Origin of the sequence: Tessaracoccus sp. OH4464_COT-324, from assembly GCF_003932855.1 — a bacterium.
In the GTDB taxonomy this organism is placed as follows: domain Bacteria; phylum Actinomycetota; class Actinomycetes; order Propionibacteriales; family Propionibacteriaceae; genus Arachnia.
This window is the reverse complement of the sequence record NZ_RQYZ01000022.1, coordinates 1-21337: the sequence shown is the minus strand read 5'-3', so window position 1 is coordinate 21337 and position 21337 is coordinate 1. Positions and strand designations below refer to the sequence as shown.

The 21337-nt window shown below is 65.4% G+C and carries 23 protein-coding genes; 13 read left to right on the top strand and 10 right to left on the bottom strand.

The features are described from left to right. Positions 1–245: 245 nt before the first annotated feature. Positions 246–1193, bottom strand: a complete 948-nt coding sequence (locus EII42_RS10365) for an alpha/beta hydrolase fold domain-containing protein (protein WP_125172052.1) — start codon at positions 1191–1193, stop codon at positions 246–248. Continuing rightward, on the bottom strand, positions 1190–2542 hold the full coding sequence (locus EII42_RS10360) for a hypothetical protein (protein ID WP_125172051.1): 1353 nt from the start codon (positions 2540–2542) through the stop codon (positions 1190–1192). Before EII42_RS10360 ends, EII42_RS10365 begins: the two co-directional genes overlap by 4 nt. A 93-nt stretch (positions 2543–2635) precedes the next feature. Here EII42_RS10360 and EII42_RS10355 point away from each other — a divergent pair, with 93 nt between their 5' ends. From EII42_RS10355 to EII42_RS10330, 6 genes are all read left to right on the top strand, one after another. After that, a complete protein-coding gene (locus tag EII42_RS10355; RefSeq protein ID WP_125172050.1) occupies positions 2636–3178 on the top strand; it encodes a YetF domain-containing protein in 543 nt (180 codons plus the stop codon). A 17-nt stretch (positions 3179–3195) separates the two neighbouring features. Continuing rightward, positions 3196–4008: a sulfurtransferase gene (locus tag EII42_RS10350; RefSeq protein ID WP_125172049.1), complete on the top strand. Its 813-nt coding sequence runs from the start codon at positions 3196–3198 to the stop codon at positions 4006–4008. Positions 4009–4061: 53 nt separating this feature from the next. Continuing rightward, entirely contained in the window at positions 4062–4373 is a 312-nt protein-coding gene (locus EII42_RS10345) for a helix-turn-helix transcriptional regulator (protein ID WP_125172048.1), read from the top strand. Continuing rightward, a complete protein-coding gene (locus EII42_RS10340) occupies positions 4357–4602 on the top strand; it encodes a hypothetical protein (protein WP_125172047.1) in 246 nt (81 codons plus the stop codon). Before EII42_RS10345 ends, EII42_RS10340 begins: the two co-directional genes overlap by 17 nt. Positions 4603–4695: 93 nt before the next feature. Continuing rightward, complete coding sequence (locus EII42_RS10335; protein ID WP_125172046.1) at positions 4696–5229, top strand: nucleosidase; 534 nt, start codon at positions 4696–4698, stop codon at positions 5227–5229. Positions 5230–5282: 53 nt separating this feature from the next. Continuing rightward, positions 5283–5864: a hypothetical protein gene (locus tag EII42_RS10330; protein ID WP_125172045.1), complete on the top strand. Its 582-nt coding sequence runs from the start codon at positions 5283–5285 to the stop codon at positions 5862–5864. A 132-nt stretch (positions 5865–5996) separates the two neighbouring features. Here the strand turns inward: EII42_RS10330 and EII42_RS10325 are convergent, their stop codons facing one another. After that, on the bottom strand, positions 5997–7013 hold the full coding sequence (locus EII42_RS10325) for an LLM class flavin-dependent oxidoreductase (RefSeq protein WP_125172044.1): 1017 nt from the start codon (positions 7011–7013) through the stop codon (positions 5997–5999). Positions 7014–7181: 168 nt separating this feature from the next. On the opposite strand from EII42_RS10325, the gene EII42_RS10320 reads away from it, so the two are divergent. The 6 genes from EII42_RS10320 to EII42_RS10295 all read left to right on the top strand — a co-directional run bounded on the left by EII42_RS10320 (position 7182) and on the right by EII42_RS10295 (position 13197). After that, positions 7182–8150 (top strand): DUF808 domain-containing protein, encoded by a 969-nt coding sequence (locus EII42_RS10320; protein ID WP_125172043.1) that lies wholly within the window; start codon positions 7182–7184, stop codon positions 8148–8150. A 129-nt stretch (positions 8151–8279) separates the two neighbouring features. After that, positions 8280–10367, top strand: coding sequence for a pyruvate formate lyase family protein (locus EII42_RS10315; RefSeq protein ID WP_125172042.1), 2088 nt, complete (start codon positions 8280–8282; stop codon positions 10365–10367). Positions 10368–10377: 10 nt separating this feature from the next. Then, on the top strand, positions 10378–10626 hold the full coding sequence (gene grcA2 / locus EII42_RS10310; protein ID WP_199729855.1) for an autonomous glycyl radical cofactor GrcA2: 249 nt from the start codon (positions 10378–10380) through the stop codon (positions 10624–10626). Between the two features lie 4 nt (positions 10627–10630). Continuing rightward, positions 10631–11476, top strand: a complete 846-nt coding sequence (gene pflA / locus EII42_RS10305) for a pyruvate formate-lyase-activating protein (protein WP_233558367.1) — start codon at positions 10631–10633, stop codon at positions 11474–11476. 150 nt (positions 11477–11626) lie between these two features. Further along, positions 11627–11812 (top strand): hypothetical protein, encoded by a 186-nt coding sequence (locus EII42_RS10300; RefSeq protein WP_125172040.1) that lies wholly within the window; start codon positions 11627–11629, stop codon positions 11810–11812. Between the two features lie 314 nt (positions 11813–12126). Further along, the gene (locus EII42_RS10295) at positions 12127–13197 is read left to right on the top strand and encodes a thioester domain-containing protein (protein WP_125172039.1); all 1071 of its coding nucleotides are present in this window, start codon (positions 12127–12129) and stop codon (positions 13195–13197) included. Between the two features lie 64 nt (positions 13198–13261). Here EII42_RS10295 and EII42_RS10290 read toward each other — a convergent pair whose 3' ends face one another. The 7 genes from EII42_RS10290 to EII42_RS10260 all read right to left on the bottom strand — a co-directional run bounded on the left by EII42_RS10290 (position 13262) and on the right by EII42_RS10260 (position 20089). Beyond that, positions 13262–14587, bottom strand: a complete 1326-nt coding sequence (locus EII42_RS10290) for a sn-glycerol-1-phosphate dehydrogenase (protein WP_125172038.1) — start codon at positions 14585–14587, stop codon at positions 13262–13264. Next, positions 14584–14943 carry a PTS glucitol/sorbitol transporter subunit IIA gene (locus tag EII42_RS10285; protein ID WP_125172037.1) on the bottom strand — a complete coding sequence of 120 codons (360 nt, stop codon included), beginning with the start codon at positions 14941–14943 and terminating at the stop codon, positions 14584–14586. The genes EII42_RS10290 and EII42_RS10285 overlap by 4 nt, the downstream gene beginning before the upstream one ends. A gap of 15 nt (positions 14944–14958) precedes the next feature. Beyond that, entirely contained in the window at positions 14959–15993 is a 1035-nt protein-coding gene (locus EII42_RS10280; RefSeq protein ID WP_125172036.1) for a PTS glucitol/sorbitol transporter subunit IIB, read from the bottom strand. Then, complete coding sequence (locus tag EII42_RS10275) at positions 15986–16552, bottom strand: PTS glucitol/sorbitol transporter subunit IIC (RefSeq protein WP_199729854.1); 567 nt, start codon at positions 16550–16552, stop codon at positions 15986–15988. Before EII42_RS10275 ends, EII42_RS10280 begins: the two co-directional genes overlap by 8 nt. 101 nt (positions 16553–16653) lie before the next feature. Then, complete coding sequence (locus tag EII42_RS10270) at positions 16654–17112, bottom strand: transcriptional regulator GutM (protein WP_125172035.1); 459 nt, start codon at positions 17110–17112, stop codon at positions 16654–16656. Further along, entirely contained in the window at positions 17112–18998 is a 1887-nt protein-coding gene (locus EII42_RS10265) for a BglG family transcription antiterminator (protein WP_125172034.1), read from the bottom strand. Before EII42_RS10265 ends, EII42_RS10270 begins: the two co-directional genes overlap by 1 nt. A gap of 17 nt (positions 18999–19015) precedes the next feature. Then, entirely contained in the window at positions 19016–20089 is a 1074-nt protein-coding gene (locus EII42_RS10260) for a glycerol-3-phosphate dehydrogenase (RefSeq protein WP_125172033.1), read from the bottom strand. A gap of 185 nt (positions 20090–20274) precedes the next feature. On the opposite strand from EII42_RS10260, the gene EII42_RS10255 reads away from it, so the two are divergent. Next, complete coding sequence (locus EII42_RS10255) at positions 20275–21081, top strand: HAD-IIA family hydrolase (RefSeq protein WP_125172032.1); 807 nt, start codon at positions 20275–20277, stop codon at positions 21079–21081. Positions 21082–21337 lie beyond the last annotated feature (256 nt).

The following is a 21337-nucleotide window of genomic DNA, read 5'->3' as shown; positions in this document are numbered from 1 at the left end:
TGATAACCTGCCCCGCCGGACGGCTACCAGCCCCTCAAGCCTTCTTGACAAGGCATTACGCACCGCAGAGGCCAGGCCCAGGCGCGAGGAAATCCCTCTTCACCGTATGGGGCGGGAAAGTTTTCCAGTGCTTTCCACCGCTGCCCACAGGGTTCCCCACAAATTTCCCACAGAGTTTTCCACAGCTGTGGGAAACCACAGCGGTGTAGTTTCTGGTTTCGGTGCCTGGCCGTCCGGCGACAGGTTCACCCCACCTGGTCCTGTGGCGGAGGCGCGTCGCAAAAGAAGTTGGCCGCCAGCCTGAGGTACCGGTCGGCGTCGTCTAGCAGCCGCGCATACTGCAGGAACGCATGTAGCACGCCCTCCGCCACCACCAGCGAATGCCCCGAACCGCGCAGCAACCCCGCGAGCGCGCGCGAGTCGTCAAGCAGCGGGTCCAGGTCGGTGGCCAGCACGTAGCATGGAGGGACGCTCAGTTCCCGACCCAGCAGGTCGTAGTACGGGTCCCCCACATCCTCGGCGGAGATGTAGCAGCCTTCGTACCAAGCCAGGTCGTCGGCCGTCATCCCATCCCACGGGCCGCCCAGCTCCCGGCGCGAAGGCGAATCCCGCAGCCCGTAGCCGCCGTAGAACAGCAGCAGGCACCGCACCCCCGCCGCGGCGCCCAGCTCATCACGCAGCCACAGGTACGTGGCGAGCGCGATATGCGCGCCCGCGGAGTCACCGGCGAGCGACACATCGTCGGCGACGATGCCCAGCCGCCGTGCGCTGGCCCGCACCCACTGCACCACCGCGGCGCATTCCTCGATCGGCTGCGGATGCCTCGCCTCGGGCGACAGCGTGTAGTCGATACTCACCACCACCGCGCCCGTCAGGCTGGCCAGGGAGCGCGTCAGCCTGTCGTGGGTGGCCGGGCTCCCGACGATGTAGCCACCCCCGTGGGCGTAGACGATCACGGGGCTCGGCCCCGCGCCCGGCCGGTAGAGACGCACCCGCACGTCGCCGCGTGGCGTCGGCACCAGCTCCTCGACGAACGGTATCGCCGGGCCACCCTTGTTCCAGAACTCCCGCTCCTGCTCGTAGCGCCACCGGACGGCCGCCATCGACCGGTCCGTGTTGTCCAGCGCCAGCTCCGCCTCCTTCGCCACCACGAGGGCGGTCTGGGCAGTCCACCGGCTGGGCACGTCGCTCATTTGAGCTTCTTGATCAGTTTTCCGGTGGTGTCGTAGACCAGCATCGTGGACGTGTAGTCATCGCCGACGTAGGCCCGGATCGACGTCTTGCCGGGCGTCGTTCCCCACAGCGCCCGATCGATGATGACGTGGGAAAACTCCAGCGAGGGATCCGGCTCCTGGCCGGACTCCGCGACGGCGCGCGAGTTAACGTCCGCGATGACCGTCGGATCCAGGTCGGTCAGCAGGAAGCGTTCGTTCAGCGACGGGTCCAGCTGGATCGTCGCGGGCCCCTGCCTGCTGAACCCCGTGTCCGCCTCGTAGGTGAAGGTGTCCCACTTGTTCGAGCCGGTCTCGGCGGGCATGTCAAACATGAGGTATTCGTCGTAAAGCACGATCCTGCCCACTTCCTCCGTGCCCGCGAACTCGGCCATGCCCGCGAGGATCTTGCCGTATTCCTCGGCGCTGATGTGCAGCAGACTCGCCGTCGGCTGCTCCTCGACGCGCTCCGCAGGATCCCCAGAGTCCTCCCCCTCGGCGGACGCCGCCGACTCCCGGCCCGTGCCGACGGTGGCGCCGCCGGAGGCGGCCAGGGTGGGCGCCTCGCTCGGCGCGACGTGGCCCATCGGCCCGGCGCTCGTCGAGGCCGCGCTCGTCACCCGGTCCGTTCCAGCGGTCGCCCATTGCCAGCCACCGCTGGCCAGCAGCCCCACGAGGAACGAAAGCGCCACGGCCACCGGCCGGGCCGCCCAGGAGCGACGCCGCGTCGGCTGCCGTCGCCGGCTCAGGTCCCACTCGGTGAAGGCGTAGGGGTTCGAGATGTCCGCCCCAGGCGGCAGGAAGACGCCGGGCCACGGCGGCACAGTGGACTCCTGCGCTGGCACCAGAGCCAACCGCTGATCCAGCGGAGCGAGCGGCGAGCCGCCCCGCGCAGCCATCACCTCGCTGCTCGACGGGTCAGGTTGCACCACCAGCCGAGAGCCCCCGATCCCCAGCTCGGTAAAGGACTCCGGGGGTGTCGCCGAACGCTGGGTCCGGCGATAGACATGACCGTTTGTCAGCGCGACGATGCTCACGAAGTCGATCAGTTCCGCGCCCCGCGCGTCGTGTTCCCCGGTGGGGTGGGCCCCCAACCAGCGCTGCACACCAGTGCGGCCGTCCGCTATCGCCTGGGCTTGGTTGCCCCGCCCGCTCGTCGCCCGAGCCCACAGCAGATCCAGCAGCAGCGCCAGCGCCGCGATGCTCGCCAGCAGCCACCAGGCGACAGGCGGCACGCTCCGCAGCACAAACTGTGCGAAGGCGCACACCGCCGCCGCGCCGATCAAGAAGGCGGAGACCGACCTCAACACCGCAACCCTTTCAATCGTCAACCAGCCAATAGTGGCACGCCGGGCATGCACTCGGTTCAGCCGAACCGCGCAGTGGGCCGCCGGGAGCGGCCCCGGCGGTGCGACGATAACCTCATGACCTTCTGGCAGCAGCTTTGGTTCGAACTAGGCATCACCCCCGCCCAGGCCGTGGCCGTGGTGGTCGCCTCGACCGTGCTCTACCTGACCTTCAGCACGGTCCTGCGGGTGTGGGGGCAACGTCTCTTCGCCAACCGCTCCGGCACGGGGCTCGCCGTCGTGCTCGTCCTCGGCGCGACGATGGGCCGCTCGATGCTCGGACCCCAGGTGACCCTCGGCGCCGGGCTCGTCTGCGTGACGACGCTCCTGCTCCTGGAATCCTTCTTCGGTGCCGGACGCCGCGCCGGCCTCATCGGGCACCGCAGCCCGGTGGTGGTGTACGCCAACGAACGTCTCGACGACCGGCTGCTTCGCCGCTACCACATCGACGAGCGCATCATCTGGGCTCGGCTCCGGCAGGCCGGCATCGCGCACCTGCGCGAGGTGCGCGCGCTCATCTTGGAGACCGACGGCTCGGTCACCATTCTGCGCACGGGCGCGTCGCTCGACCCTCGACTCTTCAGCCATGTTCGCGGCGCCGAGCGCATTCTCGCCGAATGACCTGTCAAGATGGGGTCATGAAACTGCTTCCTCCCGGCCCACTGGTCAGCCCCGAGTGGCTGGCCAGCCACCTGAGCGAGGTGACCGTGCTGGACGCCTCGCCCGCGGCCGCCCGCCTGGCGCGCACCATCGTCGGGGCGCCCCATTTCGATATCGACGGCCCGCTGTCCAAGCCGGACTCCCTGCCGCACACCATGCCCTCACCCGAGCAGTTCGAACGCGAAGTCCGGCAGCTGGGTGTGCGCGCCGACTCGCTGGTCGTCGTCTACGACGCTCTCGGCGTCTGGTCCAGCCCGCGGGCCTGGTGGATGTTCCTGGCGATGGGGCATGAGCGGGTGGCGGTGCTCGACGGCGGCCTCCCCGCCTGGGAGGCCGCGGGCTTGCCGACCATGCCGCCAGCCGACTCGGTGCCGGTGGGCGATTTCGTCGCCCACCCGAGCGGACTATTCCTCGACCAGACCGAGACTCTGCGCGCCCTCGACGATGTGGGCACCGTGGTGCTTGACGCCCGCCCGGCCGGCCGGTTCACGGGCGATGAGCCGGAGCCCCGCCCGGGACTGCGCGGCGGCCACATGCTGGGCTCGCATAACCTGCCGTTCGCCGAGCTGCAGCGCGACGGCCGGATGCTGCCGCCCGAGGAATTGCGCAAACGATTCGCCGGTTATGCCGCACACCGCCTCGTGTTCTCCTGCGGCTCGGGGGTGACCGCGTGCATTCTGGCGCTGGGCGCGACGCTCGCCGGTCGCGAGAATCTCTGGGTCTACGACGGCTCGTGGAGCGAGTGGGGGTTGCCCGACGGGCCGCCCGTCGCCGTCGGCGAAGCTACCTGACGCTCGCTCACCCCATCCTTGACATCGAGATTCTTTTATATAAAGCTTTATTCATGAGTGGTGGGGTCATCGAAGACGGGCACGGCGTGGTCCGACTCTTCCAAGCGCTCGCGCACCCGGTGCGAGCGTCGATCATCCACCGTCTCACCGACCGTCCGTGTTCCGTCTCCGAATTGACCAACTGGCTAGGGCTTTCGCAACCTCTGGTGTCGCATCACCTGGGCATCTTGCGCAGCGCCCACCTGGTGGAGGGCACGAAGGTTGGCAGGAATACCCACTACGCCTTGGTGGATGACCACGTAGCCCACATCTTCCTGGACGCCTACCGACACACGAAGGAGCACAACCATGACTGCGACCATTGACCACCGCACCCACGCGGATCACACCCACAAGCACGGCACCGGCTGCGGGCACCCTGCCCGGCAGCACGGCGATCACGTTGACTACATCCACGAGGGGCACGCGCACCGCGAGCACGAGGGCCACTACGACGAGTGCAGCACCTGCGGCTGCGTGAACTGCACCTGCACCACCTGCGCGGAGTGCAACTGCACCGATTGCCAGTGCGCCACCTGCGAGCACACTGCCTGAAACACCTCCCCGGGTGGGCCCATCCATCGGTGGGCCCACCCTTTTCGCGCCTAAGAACTTGCCAGCGGGCGAGGCTTGCAGCACATTTGGGGCATGGATCTAGTGCTCGTCGCCGCCCAGCAGGAAGCCGCGTACCTCCCCCCTGATGTCCGCCTAGAGTTGACCGGGATCGGCCTGGTCCCGGCCGCGGTCGCGGCCACCCGCGCCGTCGTCGCACACCGGCCGGCCCGGGTTGTCAACCTGGGGTCCGTCGGCTCCCTCGACCCCGGCCTCTCCGGCATCGTCCGGCCCAGTGCGGTGTTCAACCGCGACGTGAACGCGGCCGAGTTGCGCGCGGCTGGTATCGACAAACCCGACGACGTGATCCGCCTAGGCGGGGAGGGGCCGATTCTCGGCTCCGGCGACTCCTTCGTCGCCGGAGGTCCGCAGCGCGATGCGCTGCTGGGCCGCTGCCAGATCGTCGATATGGAAGGTTACGCGATCGCCTACGCTTGCCGGGCGCTGGGCGTGGAGCTGGTGATGATCAAGCACGTATCGGATTCCGCTGACCGGGAGGCCCTGGGCTGGCAGGCTCTTGTTGATCGTTCGGCAAGGGCACTTGCCGCAGCTTATGAGGAGATCCGCTGAAACTCACAGCAGCTTCTCATCTTGCGCTCATCGTCTGAGCATACGATTGCGGCATGAAGAAGACTTTGACGATTATCTCCGCTTGTTCGGTCCTCGCTCTGGTCGGCTGCTCAGCTGATGCTCAGCCAGCCACCTCCGCGTCCGGTTCCACGTCGGGTGCCACAGACGCCCCTAAGTCGAGCGCCCCGGAGGGCCAAACCACCGACCAGCCGGTGAGCGCTCCCCCTTCCATGTTCGACGACGACTCGGCTCTGCTGCGCGGGCTCGCGCTGTCCCACCTGCAGCAAAAGGGTATCTCGGATGCCGTGGTCATCGACCAGGACCTCTCCGACGACGACGGTCATTGGGAGTTCGAGATGCTCGCCGGCGACACCGTGCACCAGGTGCGGATCCCCGTCGGCTCACAGTCTGTGACTGACCTGGAGACCGAGTCCCCCGACGACGATGACCGTGCCGCCGCTGCGTCGAGGATCAATATTGACGACGCCATCCGCACGATCACGCAGAAGTACCCGGGCAAAGTCGGCGACGTGAACTTCGATGATGGGATGTGGAAGGTCGACGTGATCGTCGATGGCGGCGAAACCGAGTATGAGCTTGTCGTTGCCACCGGGGAGATCCGCGCCGACCGTTAGGACCTGCTTCGCAGGTGGCGCCAGCCGCGGTGCACCTGTTGGAGTGGAGGGGGATCCTCAGCGCTCCACCGGGCGCACCGGGCCCGCGCCATGCGGGTTGCCCGCTTCGTGGACGACGGGCAACCCGCAGAGTTATCCGTTGGTTGGCTCCCAGCCGAGTTGGGGAGCGACATGCCGGGCGAAGGACTCGATGATGTGCAGGTTGTAATCAGTTCCCACTTGATTGGGAATGGTGAGCATCAGCGTGTCCGCTGCCTGAACTGCGGCATCGGCCTTCAGCTGCTCGACGAGTTGGTCGGGCTCTGCGGCGTAGGTCCGACCGAACGTCGAGCGGAGCCCGTCGATCATGCCGATCTGGTCTGCGCTGTCTCCTCGCCCGAAGTAGCGACGGTCGAGGTCGTTCATGATCGGGAAGATGCTTCGGCTGACCGAGATTCGGGGTTGCCAGTCGTGCCCTGCTTCGCGCCATGCGTCGCGATAGCGCTGAATCTGCTCAGCCTGCAGCTCTCCGAGCGGCTGCCCAGTGGCTTCGGAGACGAGGGTGGAACTCATGAGGTTCAGGCCCCGCTGCGCCGCCCAGACAGCAGTATCGTGCGTCGTGGCTCCCCACCAGATACGACGGCGAAGCCCCGGCGATTGCGGCTGAATCGGCAGCCGGGTTCCGCCTGGGAACTGCTCCGGATCCGCGGCGGCCATGGCCTCGCCCTCGACTGCGGAAAGGAACAACTCAAGCTTGGTCCGGGCGATGTCGGCGCCACGGGGGTCGGTGCTGCCTAGGTAGCCGAATGCTTCCCAGCCTCGCTGGGCAGGTTCCGGCGATCCACGGCTGACGCCGAGCGCGACCCGACCTTCGGAGATGAGGTCCAGTGCGGCGGCCTCCTCCGCGAGATAGAGCGGGTTTTCGTAGCGGAGGTCGATGACCCCGGTGCCTACCTCGATGCGCTTGGTGCGTGCAGCGATGGCGCTGAGCAGCGGCATCGGCGCGGCGGCCTGCCGAGCGAAGTGATGGACTCGGAAGTAGGCACCGTTCACGCCAAGTTCGTCGGCGGCTACGGCCAGTTCCAGAGCGCTGTGCAAGGAAGCGCCGGCATCGAAGGCCGACCCTTCGGGCCCGTGATGGCCAAAGCTCAAGAAACCGAAGCGTTTCACAACAATCTCCTTTTAGTTGATTCCTCAACTATATCTCGATGCGCCCCTAAACCAAACCCCATTCCCGCCGCGACCCACTCAGACCGCCCGCCACCGCCCCACCACAGTGACTACGCACTCGTTAGCGCGTACCCTTTTCCTTGACCAGACGAACGAAGGACGGAACACATGGCCGGTGGCCTGGCAGCCCTACTCGACGACATCGCCGCAATCGCCAAGCTCGCGGCCGCCTCAATTGACGACATCGGCGCGGCCGCTGGCCGGGCAAGCGCAAAGGCCGCCGCCGTCGTCGTCGATGACGCCGCCGTCACCCCGAAGTACGTGCAGGGCTTCTCCCCGCAGCGAGAACTACCCGTCATCTGGCGGATCGCCAAGGGCTCGATGCTGAACAAGCTGATCATCATCGTCGCCGCCATGCTGCTCAGCCAATTCCTTCCCTGGCTGCTCACCCCGCTGCTCATGGCGGGTGGCCTGTACCTCGCATTCGAGGGCGCAGAGAAGATCATCGAATGGCTGACCGGCCACCACGAGGACGCCAAGCCGGCCGCCGACCAGGGCCCGGAGCACGAGAAGACCATGGTGACCGGCGCCATCCGCACTGATTTCATCCTTTCGGCCGAGATCATGGTGATCTCTCTGAAGGAGGTCGCCACCGAGCCCTTCGCGACGCGGCTCGCCGTATTGCTCGTCGTCGCCATCGCCATTACCGCGCTCGTCTACGGCGTCGTGGGAGTGATCGTGAAACTCGACGACATCGGCCTCAGCCTGGCCAAGCGGGACAACAAGGGCTCGCAGCGCCTGGGGCAGGTGCTGCTGAAAGCCATGCCCGTCATCCTGAAGACGCTCTCCGTCGTTGGCACCTTCGCGATGCTGTGGGTCGGCGGGCACATCCTCCTCGCCGGACTGCACGAGATGGGCTGGCTCACCGCACCCTACGACTTCGTGCACCACCTGGCCCACTCGGTGGAGGGCGTGGCCGGCGTTGGCGGCCTCCTGGCGTGGCTCGTCGACACCTTCTGCTCCATGATCGCCGGCCTGGTACTGGGCGGTGCCGTCGCGCTGATCCTCCTGCCTTTCCACAAGTCACACGACAACACGACACCCGCGGCGGATGGGTCGGAACACACCTCCCACTGATCGCTCATCCCGAGTGATCACTTTCCCGCAATCCAACCCCCAACTCGTTTTGGTCCGACCTAAACGGCACACTAGTCTGGTTCGTAGAGAACACCTCTACTACGCATAGTCGAGCACAGGAAGGTCGCAGTGACTGGCACCGAATCCGTTACCGAGGGATGGGAAGGGTTCGTAACCGGCCCTTGGACCACCTCCATTGACGTTCGTGACTTCATTCAGCGCAACTACACGCCCTACGAGGGCGACGCCTCGTTCCTTGCGGGACCCACCGAGAAAACGCTCCGCACCTGGGACACCCTTGAAAAGAACTATCTCTCCGTCGAACGCAAGAAGCGCATCTTCGACATCGACACCGACACCCCCGCCGATATCGACGCGTTCGCGCCGGGCTTTATCTCGGACGACGACGACGTCGTCGTAGGCCTCCAGACCGACACCCCGCTGAAGCGCGCCATGATGCCCAACGGCGGCTGGCGCATGGTGGAGACCGCCATCAAGGAAGGCGGCAAAGAGGTCAACCAGGACGTGAAGCAAATCTTCACGCACTACCGCAAGACCCACAACGAGGCTGTGTTCGACATCTACACCCCGCGAATCCGCGCGGCCCGCTCGTCGCACATCATCACCGGCCTGCCCGACGCCTACGGCCGAGGCCGCATCATCGGAGACTACCGTCGCGTGGCGCTCTACGGCGTGGACAAGCTGATCGAGTTCAAGGAGCGCGACAAGGACCTCGTCGCCGACGAGCCCTTCAGCGAGCACTGGGCCCGCTACCGCGAGGAGCACTCCGAGCAGATCAAGGCGCTCAAGAAGCTGAAGAAGATGGCCGCCGACTACGGCTACGACATCTCCGGGCCCGCCCGCACCGCGAAGGAAGCCGTGCAGTGGACCTACTTCGGCTACCTCGCCTCGGTGAAGAGCCAAGATGGCGCGGCCATGTCGATCGGCCGCCTGTCGTCGTTCTTCGATGTGTACTTCGAGCGCGACTTCGCTGCCGGCACACTCACCGAGGATGAGGCGCAGGAGATCATCGACGCACTCGTCATCAAGCTGCGCATCGTTCGTTTCCTGCGCACCATCGACTACGACCAGATCTTCTCCGGCGACCCCTACTGGGCCACTTGGTCCGACGCAGGCATCGGCGAAGACGGCCGCACGCTCGTCACCAAGACCTCGTTCCGCCTGCTGCAGACGCTGCGCAACCTGGGCCCCGCCCCCGAGCCGAACATCACCATCTTCTGGGATCCCGAGCTGCCCAAGGGCTACAAGGACTTCTGCTCCGCTATCTCCATCGAGACCTCCTCGATCCAGTACGAAGCCGATCGCGAGATCCGCCGCCACTGGGGCGACGATGCCGCAATCGCCTGCTGCGTATCGCCCATGAAGGTGGGCAAGCAGATGCAGTTCTTCGGCGCGCGCGTCAACTCCGCGAAGGCCCTGCTCTACGCCATCAACGGCGGCCGCGACGAGATGAGCGGCAAGCTGATCGCGCCCGGCTTCGAGCCGGTGCAGGGCGACGGCCCGCTCGACTTCGATGACATCTGGGCCCGCTACGAGGACATGCTCGACTGGGTGGTGGGCACCTACGTCGAGGCGTTGAACATCATCCACTACTGTCACGACCGCTACGCCTACGAGTCGATCGAGATGGCGCTGCATGACTCCGAGATCATCCGCACCATGGGCTGCGGCATCGCTGGCCTGTCCATCGTCGCCGACTCGCTGTCCGCCATCCGGTTCGCGAAGGTCTGGCCGGTGCGCGACGAGTCGGGCCTCGTCGTTGACTACAAGGTGGAGGGCGATTTCCCCCGCTTCGGCAACGACGACGACCGTGTCGACGAGATCGCAGCCACCGTCGTGCACACCGTGATGGAGAAGATCCGCGCGATCCCGCTGTACCGCGACGCGATCCCCACCCAGTCGGTGCTGACGATCACCTCGAACGTCGTCTACGGTAAGGCCACAGGTTCGTTCCCCTCCGGCCACCAGGCGGGAACGCCTTTCGCTCCCGGCGCCAACCCTGAAAATGGTGCGGACACGCACGGCATGGTGGCTTCCATGCTGAGCGTCGGCAAGCTCGACTATCAAGACGCTCTCGACGGCATCTCACTCACCAACACCATCACCCCTGCCGGCCTCGGGCGCACCAAAGACGAGCAGGTAGCCAACCTTGTCGGCATCCTCGATGCCGGTTTCATCCCACACGAAGAAGACTGAGGAGATAAGAATGCGCAAGACCTACGACGAGCGTCTCGCCTCAATGAAGGCGTCCCGCGAAGCTAATGGCACCGTTGACGGCCTGTACCACGCCAACATCAACGTCCTGAACAAGGAGACGCTGGAGGACGCGATGGAGAACCCGGACAACTACCCCAACCTAACCGTGCGCGTCTCCGGCTACGCGGTCAACTTCGTGAAGCTGACCCGCGAGCAGCAGCTCGACGTGCTCAGCCGCACGTTCCATCAGAGCGCCTGATCGCTTGATCGGCGATCACGGATTTCAAGCCCCGACGGCCCGGCTCTCCGGAGCTGGCACCGTCGGGCTTGAGCTGTTGGGGGATGCGGAGCACGGCGAGCGGCTTCGTCGCATGCGCGAGGGAGCGCTGGGCTCGGTGCATTCCTGGGAACTGGTGACGGCAGTGGACGGCCCGGGCACCCGGATGACGGTGTTCCTCGCTGGCTGCCCGCTGCGCTGCCTGTACTGCCACAACCCCGACACAATGGAGATGCGCCGCGGCCAGCCCGTCGAGACGGCGGAACTGATGAAACGGATCAAGCGTTATCGGGGCGTTTTCCGGGCCTCGCATGGTGGGGTGACGCTCTCCGGTGGCGAGGTGCTGATGCAGCCCGCGTTTGCCGCTCGAATCCTGCGCGAGTGCAAGGAGCTAGGCATCCACACCTGCATCGATACCTCGGGTTTCCTGGGCGTGAACTGCACCGACCTGATGCTCGACGACATCGACCTGGTGCTGCTCGACGTGAAGTCGGGCAATGAGCACACCTACCGCAAGGTCACTGGCCGCGCTCTGCAGCCGACCATCGACTTCGGCAACCGGCTGGCGGCTGCGTCGGTGGAGGTGTGGGTCAGGTTCGTGCTGGTTCCGGGGCTCACCGACGATCCGGCGAATGTCGAGAGCGTGGCCGACATCGTCGAGGCTTGGGACAACGTTTCGCGCGTCGAGGTGCTGCCCTTCCATCAGATGGGTTCCGACAAGTGGGCCGCGCTGGGGCTGAAATACGAGTTGAGCGACGTCACACCCCCTACCCTCGACGAGGTGGAGGCTGTACGCGACGTGTTTCGTGGGAGAGGCCTGACGACCTACTGACCCGGCCTGCGCGCCGCAGACGTCTGCCTTTGGTCTGCTGTTCCAGCCGGAGCAGCAGACGGTTTTTCATCCCATGTGGCGTCGGCACGATCTTTAAGTCAGCCGTACTCACTTTGCGCTGTTCTCCGGAAGCGAGTGAGGCTTCACGCGTTGGCCGATAGGCGCCTTGAGTCGGGGCAGGAGGCCGTGAAGGCGTGGCTGCCGCATGACCTCCTGGACGAGACACTGCGCGTTCCAGCGGAAGGCACCACCGTCGGGGAGACGCGCGAGCGTTTTCTGTTCACCCTCATCGACAACGCCGAATGTCGATGTCCGATCCGTGAGAGATTGGTTTAGGCATCCCGGCGCGCCGCCAAGGGCTTTACCGAAACCTCTTGTTGCGTTTTCATCGCCCCTTTAGCAGGTACGCCTCAGGCCACGCTGTCGCTCATTCTGGCCCGACCATTTATTGACGACACGATGCGTATCACCTAGCCAAGTCGCTGAGCGTGAGGATGCGCCCTCACCGCAGCCCCGCCCGGAAAGTTTTCATCTTTTTATCAAAAAGTGCACCGATGAGCCCCCCAGCGACCCTCTCAGTGAATAGGCTCAGTTGAAACGAGAGAGCCACTCTCGGACTTCGCACCACCGCCTATGAAAGGAGTCCACCTATGACACAGCGCCACTCTTGGGCACGGGCAATCCGCACCCTCTTCGCAGCCTGCATCGCCATGCTGCTCGCCATCGGCGCTACGGTGGCCAACGCCGACCCCTACCCTCCGGGATACCCCAAGCTCAAGGGGAGTGAGCGCGGAGAGTTCCTGGCCTCCGACAGTGGCCAGTCCCAAGTCGCCCAGCTGTTCGTGGTCGAGACTGCACCGAATGCTCCGAACATCCGCGCCTACTGCATCGAACTCGGTGTCCCCGTGACCTTCGGTTCCCACATGGAGGTGAAGCCGTGGGATCAGTTCCCGGGCAACAACAAGTTCAAGACTGACCCGCAGGTGCGGGCCAAGGTCGCGTGGATCGCTCACAACAGCTACCCCGAAAGCAGCCTGAACGACGTCATGGCCGCCGCCGGGATCACCGGCCTCACCGACAAGGAGGCCATCGCCGGCACCCAGGCATCAATCTGGCATCTCACCGACGGGTTCCAGTACAAGGGGCTGCACCGCTCCGGTAGCGTTGACACCTCCTCTGAGTCTGCGAAGCGCGTAGAAAAGCTGTTCAAGTACCTCACCGGAGAGGCCAACGTCGGCCTGCCAGAGAGCAAGGAACCCACCGTCGAGGTGAAGTCCCCGGCCAAGCCCGGCGTCGCTGGCACCCTCGTCGGCCCCTTCCAGGTCAAGTCCTCCAAGCTCACTGTCCAGCTGAAGGAACTCCCCTACCCCGTGGTGACCGGCAACGGCGCGGCCGTTGATCTCAAGGCCGTTCCCACCGGGGTGGATCTCTTCCTGAAGGTACCGCAGGACGCGAAGGCCGGATCTGCGACCATCGAGGCCACCGTCACTGGTAGCGTGCACAACGGCCAGCTGCTGGTCACCACAGCCAGCCGCAACCAGACGCTGATCCTCGTGGACAACCACCAGGTCACGGTCAAGGCCGAAGGCAAGATCGCGTGGGACGCCGCCCCGACGCCAACTCCTTCGCCCACCCCGACCCCGTCCAAGTCGCCGACTCCTTCCCCTTCGCCGACCCCCTCGAAGCCCAGCAAGCCGTCTCTGCCGAAGACCGGCTGCTGAGCAGATAGCTGTGGGGCCGTCCGGCGACAACCGGACGGCCCCACAGCTATCTCCCGTGCAGGTCTTAACGCCAGATCCGAGTGAACACCTCCTCCACCAGTGCGTCGAACAGCCCGAACTCCCATGCCACATCAAGCACCGTGTAGCGTGAGCGGTAGTACATGGCTCGCCTGAAGGTTCGGCGCACGTAGTCGAAGGTGAGGCCGATGTCTTCCGGGCGCGACGGGGCACCGGCCAGTTCCAGCATCCGCGCGAGTTCGGCCGTCGGGACCAGCTGCTTACGCAGCCTTTCCCGGACCTCCGGCCAGGTTTGCTGCACCGGTCGCAACCGAGCCGCCAGCCCCGGCCCCCTCAAGTATTTGGCGCGAGTCTCGCGAACTGCGTGCTCCGCAAGCGCCCCGTCGAACTTCGAGCGGATGTCGGCCTCAACTTCCGCCCACTCGGCGCGCTCATCGGCAACCGCAGCCACATCGACCTTGGACAGGTCAGCAGCCAAGAAAGCCTCATAGAAGGCGCACATCGCTAGCGAACCGATGGCCACCTTGAAGCCGTGCGAGGCAGGCGGATCGAGTTCCTCCCCCAGATGCTCCAGCTCCCACAGGTGGCTGAAGTAATGCTCCGCTCCCGACGCGGGCCGCGTGCCACCGAAATCCTGCATCGCCAGACCGGACAACACCAGTCCCTCGACGAGTCCGGAGAAGGCCTCGGGATTGCCTGCGGCCAGTTCTGCGGGATGGGCGAGCGCTGCCGAGACCCCGGATTGCACGGTGGCCCACACCCCCTCGTCGATGGGCTCCACGCCGGTGATGTCGGCCAGGATCCAGTCCGCTCCCCCTGGGATCTTCGCGGCCAGGTCACCGTAGCCGGACGCCGTCAGCGCTCCCGGGGCCCGGGCGATCACCTCCAGGTCCATCACGACGACTGCGGGCGCCTTACAGTTGTAGGTGACCTTGACGCCGTCGCGGCTCATCGGCGCCCCGGCACCCGTGTAGCCATCCATCGACGCGGCCGTCCCAACGACCGCGTATTCCCGATCCAGCGAGAATGATGCCACCTTGACCAGGTCGCTGATGGTGCCCGAGCCCAACGCAACGCCAACCGCATCGCCCAACTCGGCCTGGATGGTTTCGGCATTGTCGAGCGACGCGTACAGGCGTGGGCTCCCGGGGAAGATCAGCGGATCCACGACGATCAACCCGGCGGAACGCAGGCTCGCGGTCAGTTCTTCGCCTGCGGCGGCCCAGGTGTTGTCATCCGCCACCACCCGGTACGGGCCGCCGCCCAGCTCTGCGCGCACAAGGGCCCCGGCGTTGGCCAGGACCCCCCGCCCCACGGCAGCGCGACGGGTGTCCGTCGCGCGCCGCAGGGCGTCGTCGAGTACCGCGCTCACAGCCCCACCCGCAGTTGCACGCCCGCCGCAAGCGCTGGCGCTTCGTGCTTTCCCGATAGGTGGATGGAGCCATCCATTCGGGCAGTGTCGGCACCGTCGAAGACGAAGGTGACGTGCCCGAGGTTGTGCAGGTTCTGCGCGGCCACCCTACCTACGGCGGTGATGAGCCACTCCTGATCATCAATGATGACCCGCTGCCCGGGAGCGAGTTCGCCCACCAGCTCGGCTTGCTCGATCAGGAAACAGTAGGACCTGAGGGACTCGGGCGCGTCACCCGCGAATGTGATGGCCATGTTCTCCGCGAGGAACTCCTCCGCATCCGGGCCAACCTCGATGACTTTGCTGTCGTAGGACATTGTTTCTCCTTTTCATTAGACCGACGTGTAGAGTCCGATGCTTGCCAGCCAGGCGAGGGCGACGCGCGGCACACCGTTCAGGAACCGGGAGTACAGCACGGCCGGCACCCCCACCTCAATGGTCTCAGGCTCGGCTTCGCCCAGCCCCATGCCCACCGGGATGAAGTCGCACGCGTTCTGGGTATTGATAGCGAACAGGGCAGGCAGCGCCAGCTGCGGTGGGACGTGCCCCTTGCCGATCTCGACGCCGATGAGCGTTCCGATGATTTGGCCGATCACTGCGCCCGGTCCGAGCAGCGGAGACAGGAAGGGCAACGAACAGATGAAGCCCAACACCATGAGCCCCCAGCCGGTGCCGGCCAGCGGGGTGAGGAGTTGGGAGAACCAGTTGCCCAGCCCGGAGGCCTGAATGATGCCAATGAGCATCGCGACAAACCCCATGAAGGGCAGGATCGTCTGGATGAGTGTCTGTACCGCGTTGCGGCCCGCCTGGTAGAAGATAGCGATAACTCGACCGGCGCCGAGTCCTATGCGGGTGAGAAGGTCTTTCTTGTCCTCCTGCGCCATGCGCTCCGTCAGCTTCATCGGGCGTCCGTCGGCTGTGGTCGGGATGGTCTTCCCGGTCTCCTCGGCGGCGGACTCGGCGGCGGTCGTCGTGACGAGCACCTCTTCCCTGTCGCCCAGCTGCACTTGGTTCATCCCGACCGCCGAAACGTAGATGCCCTCGTGGATGTGCTCGGCCAGCGGCCCGGTCTTGCCCGTCGGCATCACGTTGACCGTCGGGATGTTTTTCTTCGGGTATAGGCCGCAGCGCAGTGACCCGCCACAGTCGATGACCACAAGGAAGTGCTCCTCGTCGGGCACCTTGGTCTTGAACCCGTTGACCGGGGTCGCACCGGACAGCTCCGCAATCCGATCAACCACCTCGGGGCGGTTACCGCCGCCCACGATGTAGACGATCTTGTTGCGCTTGTCATCCGGGGTGAGGGTGAGCGGGCCACCGAAGCCGCCGTCGCCGCGGGTAATCTTGATGGTACGGTACTCAGACATGGGAGCCAGCCCTCACTTCCTTGCTCAGCACCACGCCCTGCTGCTTAGAGACGTACGCAGTGGTCAGGTCCGTCACCCAGCCGCCCAGGAAGTTGAGAATGGCACCGACCAGCAGGTAGCGAACCGCCAGCTCGCTGGTGCTGAGGCCGAGCTGGGAGACCCCGGCCGCGATTCCCGCCCAGATGAACAGTTCGGCAGGGTTGATGTGTGGAAACATTCCGTTGTTGGTGTGCACCATTTGCGCCACCGATGCGTAGTAACCCGGCTTGTACCGTTCCGGCAGGAACCGGCCCAGGGTGAACGCCATGGGGTTGCAGAGGAAGAACGATGCGAAGAACGGCAGGATCAGGTAGCGACTCACGACGTTGCTTCCCGCCTTTGCAGCGAACCGGTTGATGCGCTCCTCACCGATGAGGGCGATCAACGAGTTCATCGCGATTAGCAGCACGAGCACGAGCGGAACAATTCCACTCATCCAGCTCACGAAAACATCAGCTCCCGCTCGGAAGAGCCCGATGAACCATTCGGCCGCGTGGCTGATCCATTCGATGACTGGCATTTCAACTCCTTTCTTCGTTGAACTGGTTGCTTTTGGGCGGCAACCGCCCAGGACCCGACGACTCGACGGGCCTATTCGGAGTTCTCTCCGGGGTGCTGGGGTCAGCTTTGACTGGGTTGGGACTTGCGTCGCCATTTGAGCCCGTTGAGGGCTCGCCCCAGGGGGGTTGGTGGCTCGGCTGCCGTGCCGCCGGAGGAGATGATGAGATAGTTATGCCGCGCATTCTCCACAGCTCGCGCCGCCGATTTACCGACCGCGCCCCACGCCAAATCGGGGTTGATCTCAGCCACCTTCTGGCCGTCGTAGATATTGAACGAACCGAAACGAGCCAGCACCGTCACCCCCCGCAGTATCCGACCCTCGCGGATGGTGCCGTCCGGCTCAATGCCGAACATGACCACCGCGCCTTGGACGATTCCTCCCTGGAACTTGCCGATGCTCACCAAACCTCGGCGACGCAGCGCGACGAACTCATCTGCGAAGGCTTTCGACTGCCGGAAGGACAGATAGGACTGGGTCACCCACGCGGCGCCCAAGGCAATGATGATGGTCCAAAACATTACTGATTCCTTTCGATCACAGCGTTGTTTTCGAGGGTGTAGTAGAAGTCTTCAAAGCTTTCGGACTGGCTGAGCCGGGTCAGCACGTCGGGCCGCTCCGCCAGGCGCAGCACGGCGTCGTAAACCTGCAGCAACGCCACCTCACTGCGGGAGGCGTCCTCCGGCACGCCGAGCAGAACGATCAGCTTCGGGCCGGGTTCGTCGAACGCGCGGGGGATGCAGGCCACCGCGAGCAGGGCCTCGTCACAACCCACGACGGTGGCGTGCGGAAACGCGAGTTCCGCGGTGAACTGCATCGTGGCCTGGCGTTCGCGCTCAAGGAGCCGCTGCCCGAAGCCGTCGTCAACTAATCCCTTGGCGTGCAGATGTCCCACCAGGTATTCGAGGGCGTCCAGATACCCGGTGCCCGGCGGCAGCGCAAAGAAGTTTCGCCGGTCCAGCACGGCCGCGATGATGGAGCGTGACGCATCGTCGAGGGGCACGTGCAGCGGGCTGCGGGCGAGTTGGCGTTTCAGGAGGTCAAGGTCGGCGGCCTGCGTAACAACGACGGTGGGCGCAGAAGTTTCCACCGCGGCCTGACCACAAAGCACCACCAGATCCACGCCGTCGAGCTTCTCTCGTCGCGCCTCGTCAGCGGGCAGGATGCTGATCTCTGAACCAGGCGGCAACAGTTTGGCCAGTTGCAGCCGCACCAGTTCGGCGGTCACCCGGCCTGTGCCGTAAACCACCACCAGCTCAAGGTGACGTCGTCGGTCTGGGCGGGGCGCGTCGAGGAAGAGTTGGAAATACGTGGCCAGCAGGTCTTTCTCTGCCAGGTTCACCGCCATGCCGGTCTGCTGTTCCAACAGATCTGCGGCCAGCGTGGCCATCTCGAACGCCACCGGGAACTCGTGTGCCATGCCGATGGCCACCGCATCATCGATCCAGATGCCGTAGCGCAGCCGGTTGACCAAGTAGTCGATGTGCCGCGTGAACTCGCCCGCGAACTGGCTTCCTGCCAGGTCAATGCCCATGCGTCTGCGGATCAGTTCGAACACCTCGACGGTGAAGGCCCGCGAGTCGCCGCCGAACCGCTTGGCTACCTCGCTGTTTGCCGGGGCTCGCATCCCGGCGATCGGCAGGGTCAGAAATACCGCCTCATGGTCAGAAAGCTGCACCGAGGTGTGTTCGCTCAACCGGGTCGCGACCGCGCGGGCGAACTCGTGCGCCTGGGTGTGCGCCAGCCCTTCGTAGCGCTCAGGCAGGTGGCTGATGCCATGACCGGTCCGGGTGCGGTCGACGGTGACACAGCTCCAGCGCGTCAGCTCGGCTGCCAGCGTGCGTTCCAGTCCAGCCTCCAGCGCAAGGCTGTTCACTATCTCCGTCACAGCGACCTGCCAGGGCTCGCCGGGATACGCCACCGGATAATGGTCGCGCAGTACGTGCGTGCGGATCGACACCTCGTCGCCAACCAGGGTGAGCCCGACGTTGGTGCGGCCGGCCACTTGCACCCCAACCTCAGCAGCCAACTGGCGGGCCGAGACTAAGTCTGCGTTGATCGTCGAGCGCCCGACGGCGAGTTCCGCAGCCAGTTCGTCGATGGTCACAGGGCTTGCCGACCGGAACAGCCTGCCAACGATGTATGAGCCGCGCAGCGCAGGATCGTTGAAGGACCGGTCTTGCGCCAGGGAGTTGCGCACCGCCTGGAAGCGCCGCGGGTCCGCCACCGCCAAGCGGAGCCGGCCGCCGTCGCTCATGATCAGCGCAGACGTGCCGAGTTCCTGCTGCAGCGAGTCCAGCTCTGCTTTGAGCGTGCGCCGTGAGACGCCGAGCAGCCCCGCCAGCTGGGCCGCTCGCACGAAGCGTGCGCCCTCAAGCGCTGCGATGATCCGCTCGGCCCGACTCATTTCACGCTACGTTCTAGTCAGCTTTGGCCGGAGCCGTCGGCGCCGAAGAAGGACTTCCAGGGCACGTTCACCGGCCGGTCCAGGCCCACAACCTCGTACAGGTGCCGGAGCAATGGGAACCGGCCGGGCTCCACCACCCCCCGCGCCGTCAGCCGCTCCAGGGCCCGACCGATCACTACGATGGCCGCCGCCCCCTCCAGGGTCACGCCGGGCATCCGGGAGCGCGCCTCGCTGAACGTCATCCCCGCTCCGACGAGTCGCCCGCATTTCACGTTGCGCCCACCCATTGAGGTCACGAAGCAGTCACCGATGCCGGGCAGGCCGAGCGCGGTTGCAGGATTGGCGCCCAGCAGCTTGAGCCACTGGGTCATCTCGATGGACGCCTGCCCGAAGAGCGCGGCACCGTAGTTGTAGTTCACATACCGATCGCCGGCAGCCTCGCCGAGCGCGTCGAGGGTGCCGGACATGAACCCCGCCCCGAATGCGTAGCAGTTCTTCGTCGCCGCGCACACCTCCACGCCGACGAAATCGGTATTGGTCCAGACGTGGTAATGCTCGGTGGCGAAGAGCCGCTGCCACATTTCGAGCACCTCCGGGTCCTCCCCGGTGAACACGACGGAGGTGTGTCGGCGTACGGCGACCTCGCCCGCGATGGACGGCCCGGCGATGGCGGAGATGCTCACCCGGCTGCGCAACTCGTCGGGCAGCTCGCTGAGCAGCACCCGCGGGAGGATCTGGAGGTTACCGTCATCGTCGGCTTCCATGCCCTTGGCCAGAGCGATCACGTGCATGCCCGGCTGGAGCAGTTCGGCGAATCGTTGTCCCGCCCAGCGCACGCCGAACGAGTTGACGCCGCTCATCACCAGGTCGACGCCGGCGAAGGCCTTCGCCGCCTGCTCCAGCTGGTAGGCGCTGGTGCCCTCCGGCAATTTGAGGCCGAGATTGGGGTGAACGCCGGTAGTTTGGATGGACTCAATGATCTCCCTGTCGAGATGGGTGCCGACCAAACGCACTTCGTGGCCGTTGTCCGTCAGCGGTGTCGCGAGCGCGCTTGCCATGATTCCTGCGCCGAGGACTGCTACCGTCGCCATGTGTGGTTCCCTTCGTTGGGTGCTTGTGTGTCGCGCTTGTCCAGTCGAGACTAACGCGCGGGGGTCGGGAAGGTTGAGCGCTAATCGTTCGCTTCTTTTCGCCCACGGGTGCGGTTTGCCGCACTATTTCCGTGGCGGCGGGCGGGGCAGCGGAGCGATCATGGGCTGACAGTGAAGGAGTTGCCATGCACACAATCGGCACGTGGTATGACGTTTACCTGTTTGACCTGGACGGCACCATCTACTTGGGCGACGAGTTGCTGCCGGGGGCGGCCCGTCTCCTCGCGGGGATCAGGGCGGAGGGGAAGGCCGTTCGTTTCTTGTCGAACAACCCGACGCGCGACGTCGCCATGTACTGCGAGAAGCTGACCGGGCTCGGGTTGGCCGTGGCGCCCGAGGAGGTGATGAACACCGTCGTGGTTACCAGGAATTGGCTGCTGGCTCACCACCCGGGCGCCAGGCTGTTCGTCGTCGGGGAGGAGCCGCTGAAGCGTGACCTGCTGGCGGCGGGGTTCGAGCTTTCCGAGGATCCGGCAGAGATCGACGTGGTGGTGGCCTCCTACGACCGCCAGTTCGACTACCGGAAGCTGCAAATCGCTTTCGACGCGATCTGGTTTCATCGCCGGGCGCTACTGATCCAAACGAACCCGGACCGGTTCTGCCCCTTCCCCGGGGGGAGGGGCGAGCCTGATTGTGCGGCTGTCACGGCCGCTATCGAGGCCTGCACCGGCATCAGGTGTTCTGCCAGCTTGGGGAAGCCGTCGCCGCTGATGTTGGAGGCAGCCATCTTGGGCCTCGACGTACCGGCGGAGCGGTGCATCATGGTGGGCGACAGGCTGCATACCGACATCAAGATGGCGGTGGATTGCGGGGCCGCCTCGGCTCTGGTGTTGACCGGCGAATCCACCCGCGACGATGTGCGCCGGTTGAGCGCCGACGAGCGCCCCACCTACGTGCTGGAGCGCATCGACCAGTTACTACCCACCGCGTGAGGGAGGCGGCCCTGGCCATCCAGGCCGAAACAACTTGTGGATTGGCTTCCGGTTGACCCTGTGTCGTGGAAGAATGTCCTTCATGCGGCACGAGTATTTTGACGATGAGTGGGATCCTACGGCTCCGGTGTTTTATTCGGATGGGGCTGATGAGGATGATGAGATTGATGGTGTGGTTGGTGTGCCGGCGGCGCCTGTGTGGTCGGATGGGGATCAGCGGGCGGAGGCTGCTTTACGAGCTGAGTTGGCGGCCGCG

Bases quoted from the DNA above. Each gene is read 5' to 3' on its own strand.
- EII42_RS10365 (WP_125172052.1), bottom strand. From the start codon at position 1,193: ATGAGCGACGTGCCCAGCCGGTGGACTGCCCAGACCGCCCTCGTGGTG.
- EII42_RS10355 (WP_125172050.1), top strand. From the start codon at position 2,636: ATGACCTTCTGGCAGCAGCTTTGGTTCGAACTAGGCATCACCCCCGCC.
- EII42_RS10350 (WP_125172049.1), top strand. From the start codon at position 3,196: ATGAAACTGCTTCCTCCCGGCCCACTGGTCAGCCCCGAGTGGCTGGCC.
- EII42_RS10345 (WP_125172048.1), top strand. From the start codon at position 4,062: ATGAGTGGTGGGGTCATCGAAGACGGGCACGGCGTGGTCCGACTCTTC.
- EII42_RS10340 (WP_125172047.1), top strand. From the start codon at position 4,357: ATGACTGCGACCATTGACCACCGCACCCACGCGGATCACACCCACAAG.
- EII42_RS10335 (WP_125172046.1), top strand. From the start codon at position 4,696: ATGGATCTAGTGCTCGTCGCCGCCCAGCAGGAAGCCGCGTACCTCCCC.
- EII42_RS10330 (WP_125172045.1), top strand. From the start codon at position 5,283: ATGAAGAAGACTTTGACGATTATCTCCGCTTGTTCGGTCCTCGCTCTG.
- EII42_RS10320 (WP_125172043.1), top strand. From the start codon at position 7,182: ATGGCCGGTGGCCTGGCAGCCCTACTCGACGACATCGCCGCAATCGCC.
- grcA2 (WP_199729855.1), top strand. From the start codon at position 10,378: ATGCGCAAGACCTACGACGAGCGTCTCGCCTCAATGAAGGCGTCCCGC.
- EII42_RS10295 (WP_125172039.1), top strand. From the start codon at position 12,127: ATGACACAGCGCCACTCTTGGGCACGGGCAATCCGCACCCTCTTCGCA.
- EII42_RS10285 (WP_125172037.1), bottom strand. From the start codon at position 14,943: ATGTCCTACGACAGCAAAGTCATCGAGGTTGGCCCGGATGCGGAGGAG.
- EII42_RS10280 (WP_125172036.1), bottom strand. From the start codon at position 15,993: ATGTCTGAGTACCGTACCATCAAGATTACCCGCGGCGACGGCGGCTTC.
- EII42_RS10275 (WP_199729854.1), bottom strand. From the start codon at position 16,552: ATGCCAGTCATCGAATGGATCAGCCACGCGGCCGAATGGTTCATCGGG.
- EII42_RS10270 (WP_125172035.1), bottom strand. From the start codon at position 17,112: ATGTTTTGGACCATCATCATTGCCTTGGGCGCCGCGTGGGTGACCCAG.
- EII42_RS10265 (WP_125172034.1), bottom strand. From the start codon at position 18,998: ATGAGTCGGGCCGAGCGGATCATCGCAGCGCTTGAGGGCGCACGCTTC.
- EII42_RS10260 (WP_125172033.1), bottom strand. From the start codon at position 20,089: ATGGCGACGGTAGCAGTCCTCGGCGCAGGAATCATGGCAAGCGCGCTC.
- EII42_RS10255 (WP_125172032.1), top strand. From the start codon at position 20,275: ATGCACACAATCGGCACGTGGTATGACGTTTACCTGTTTGACCTGGAC.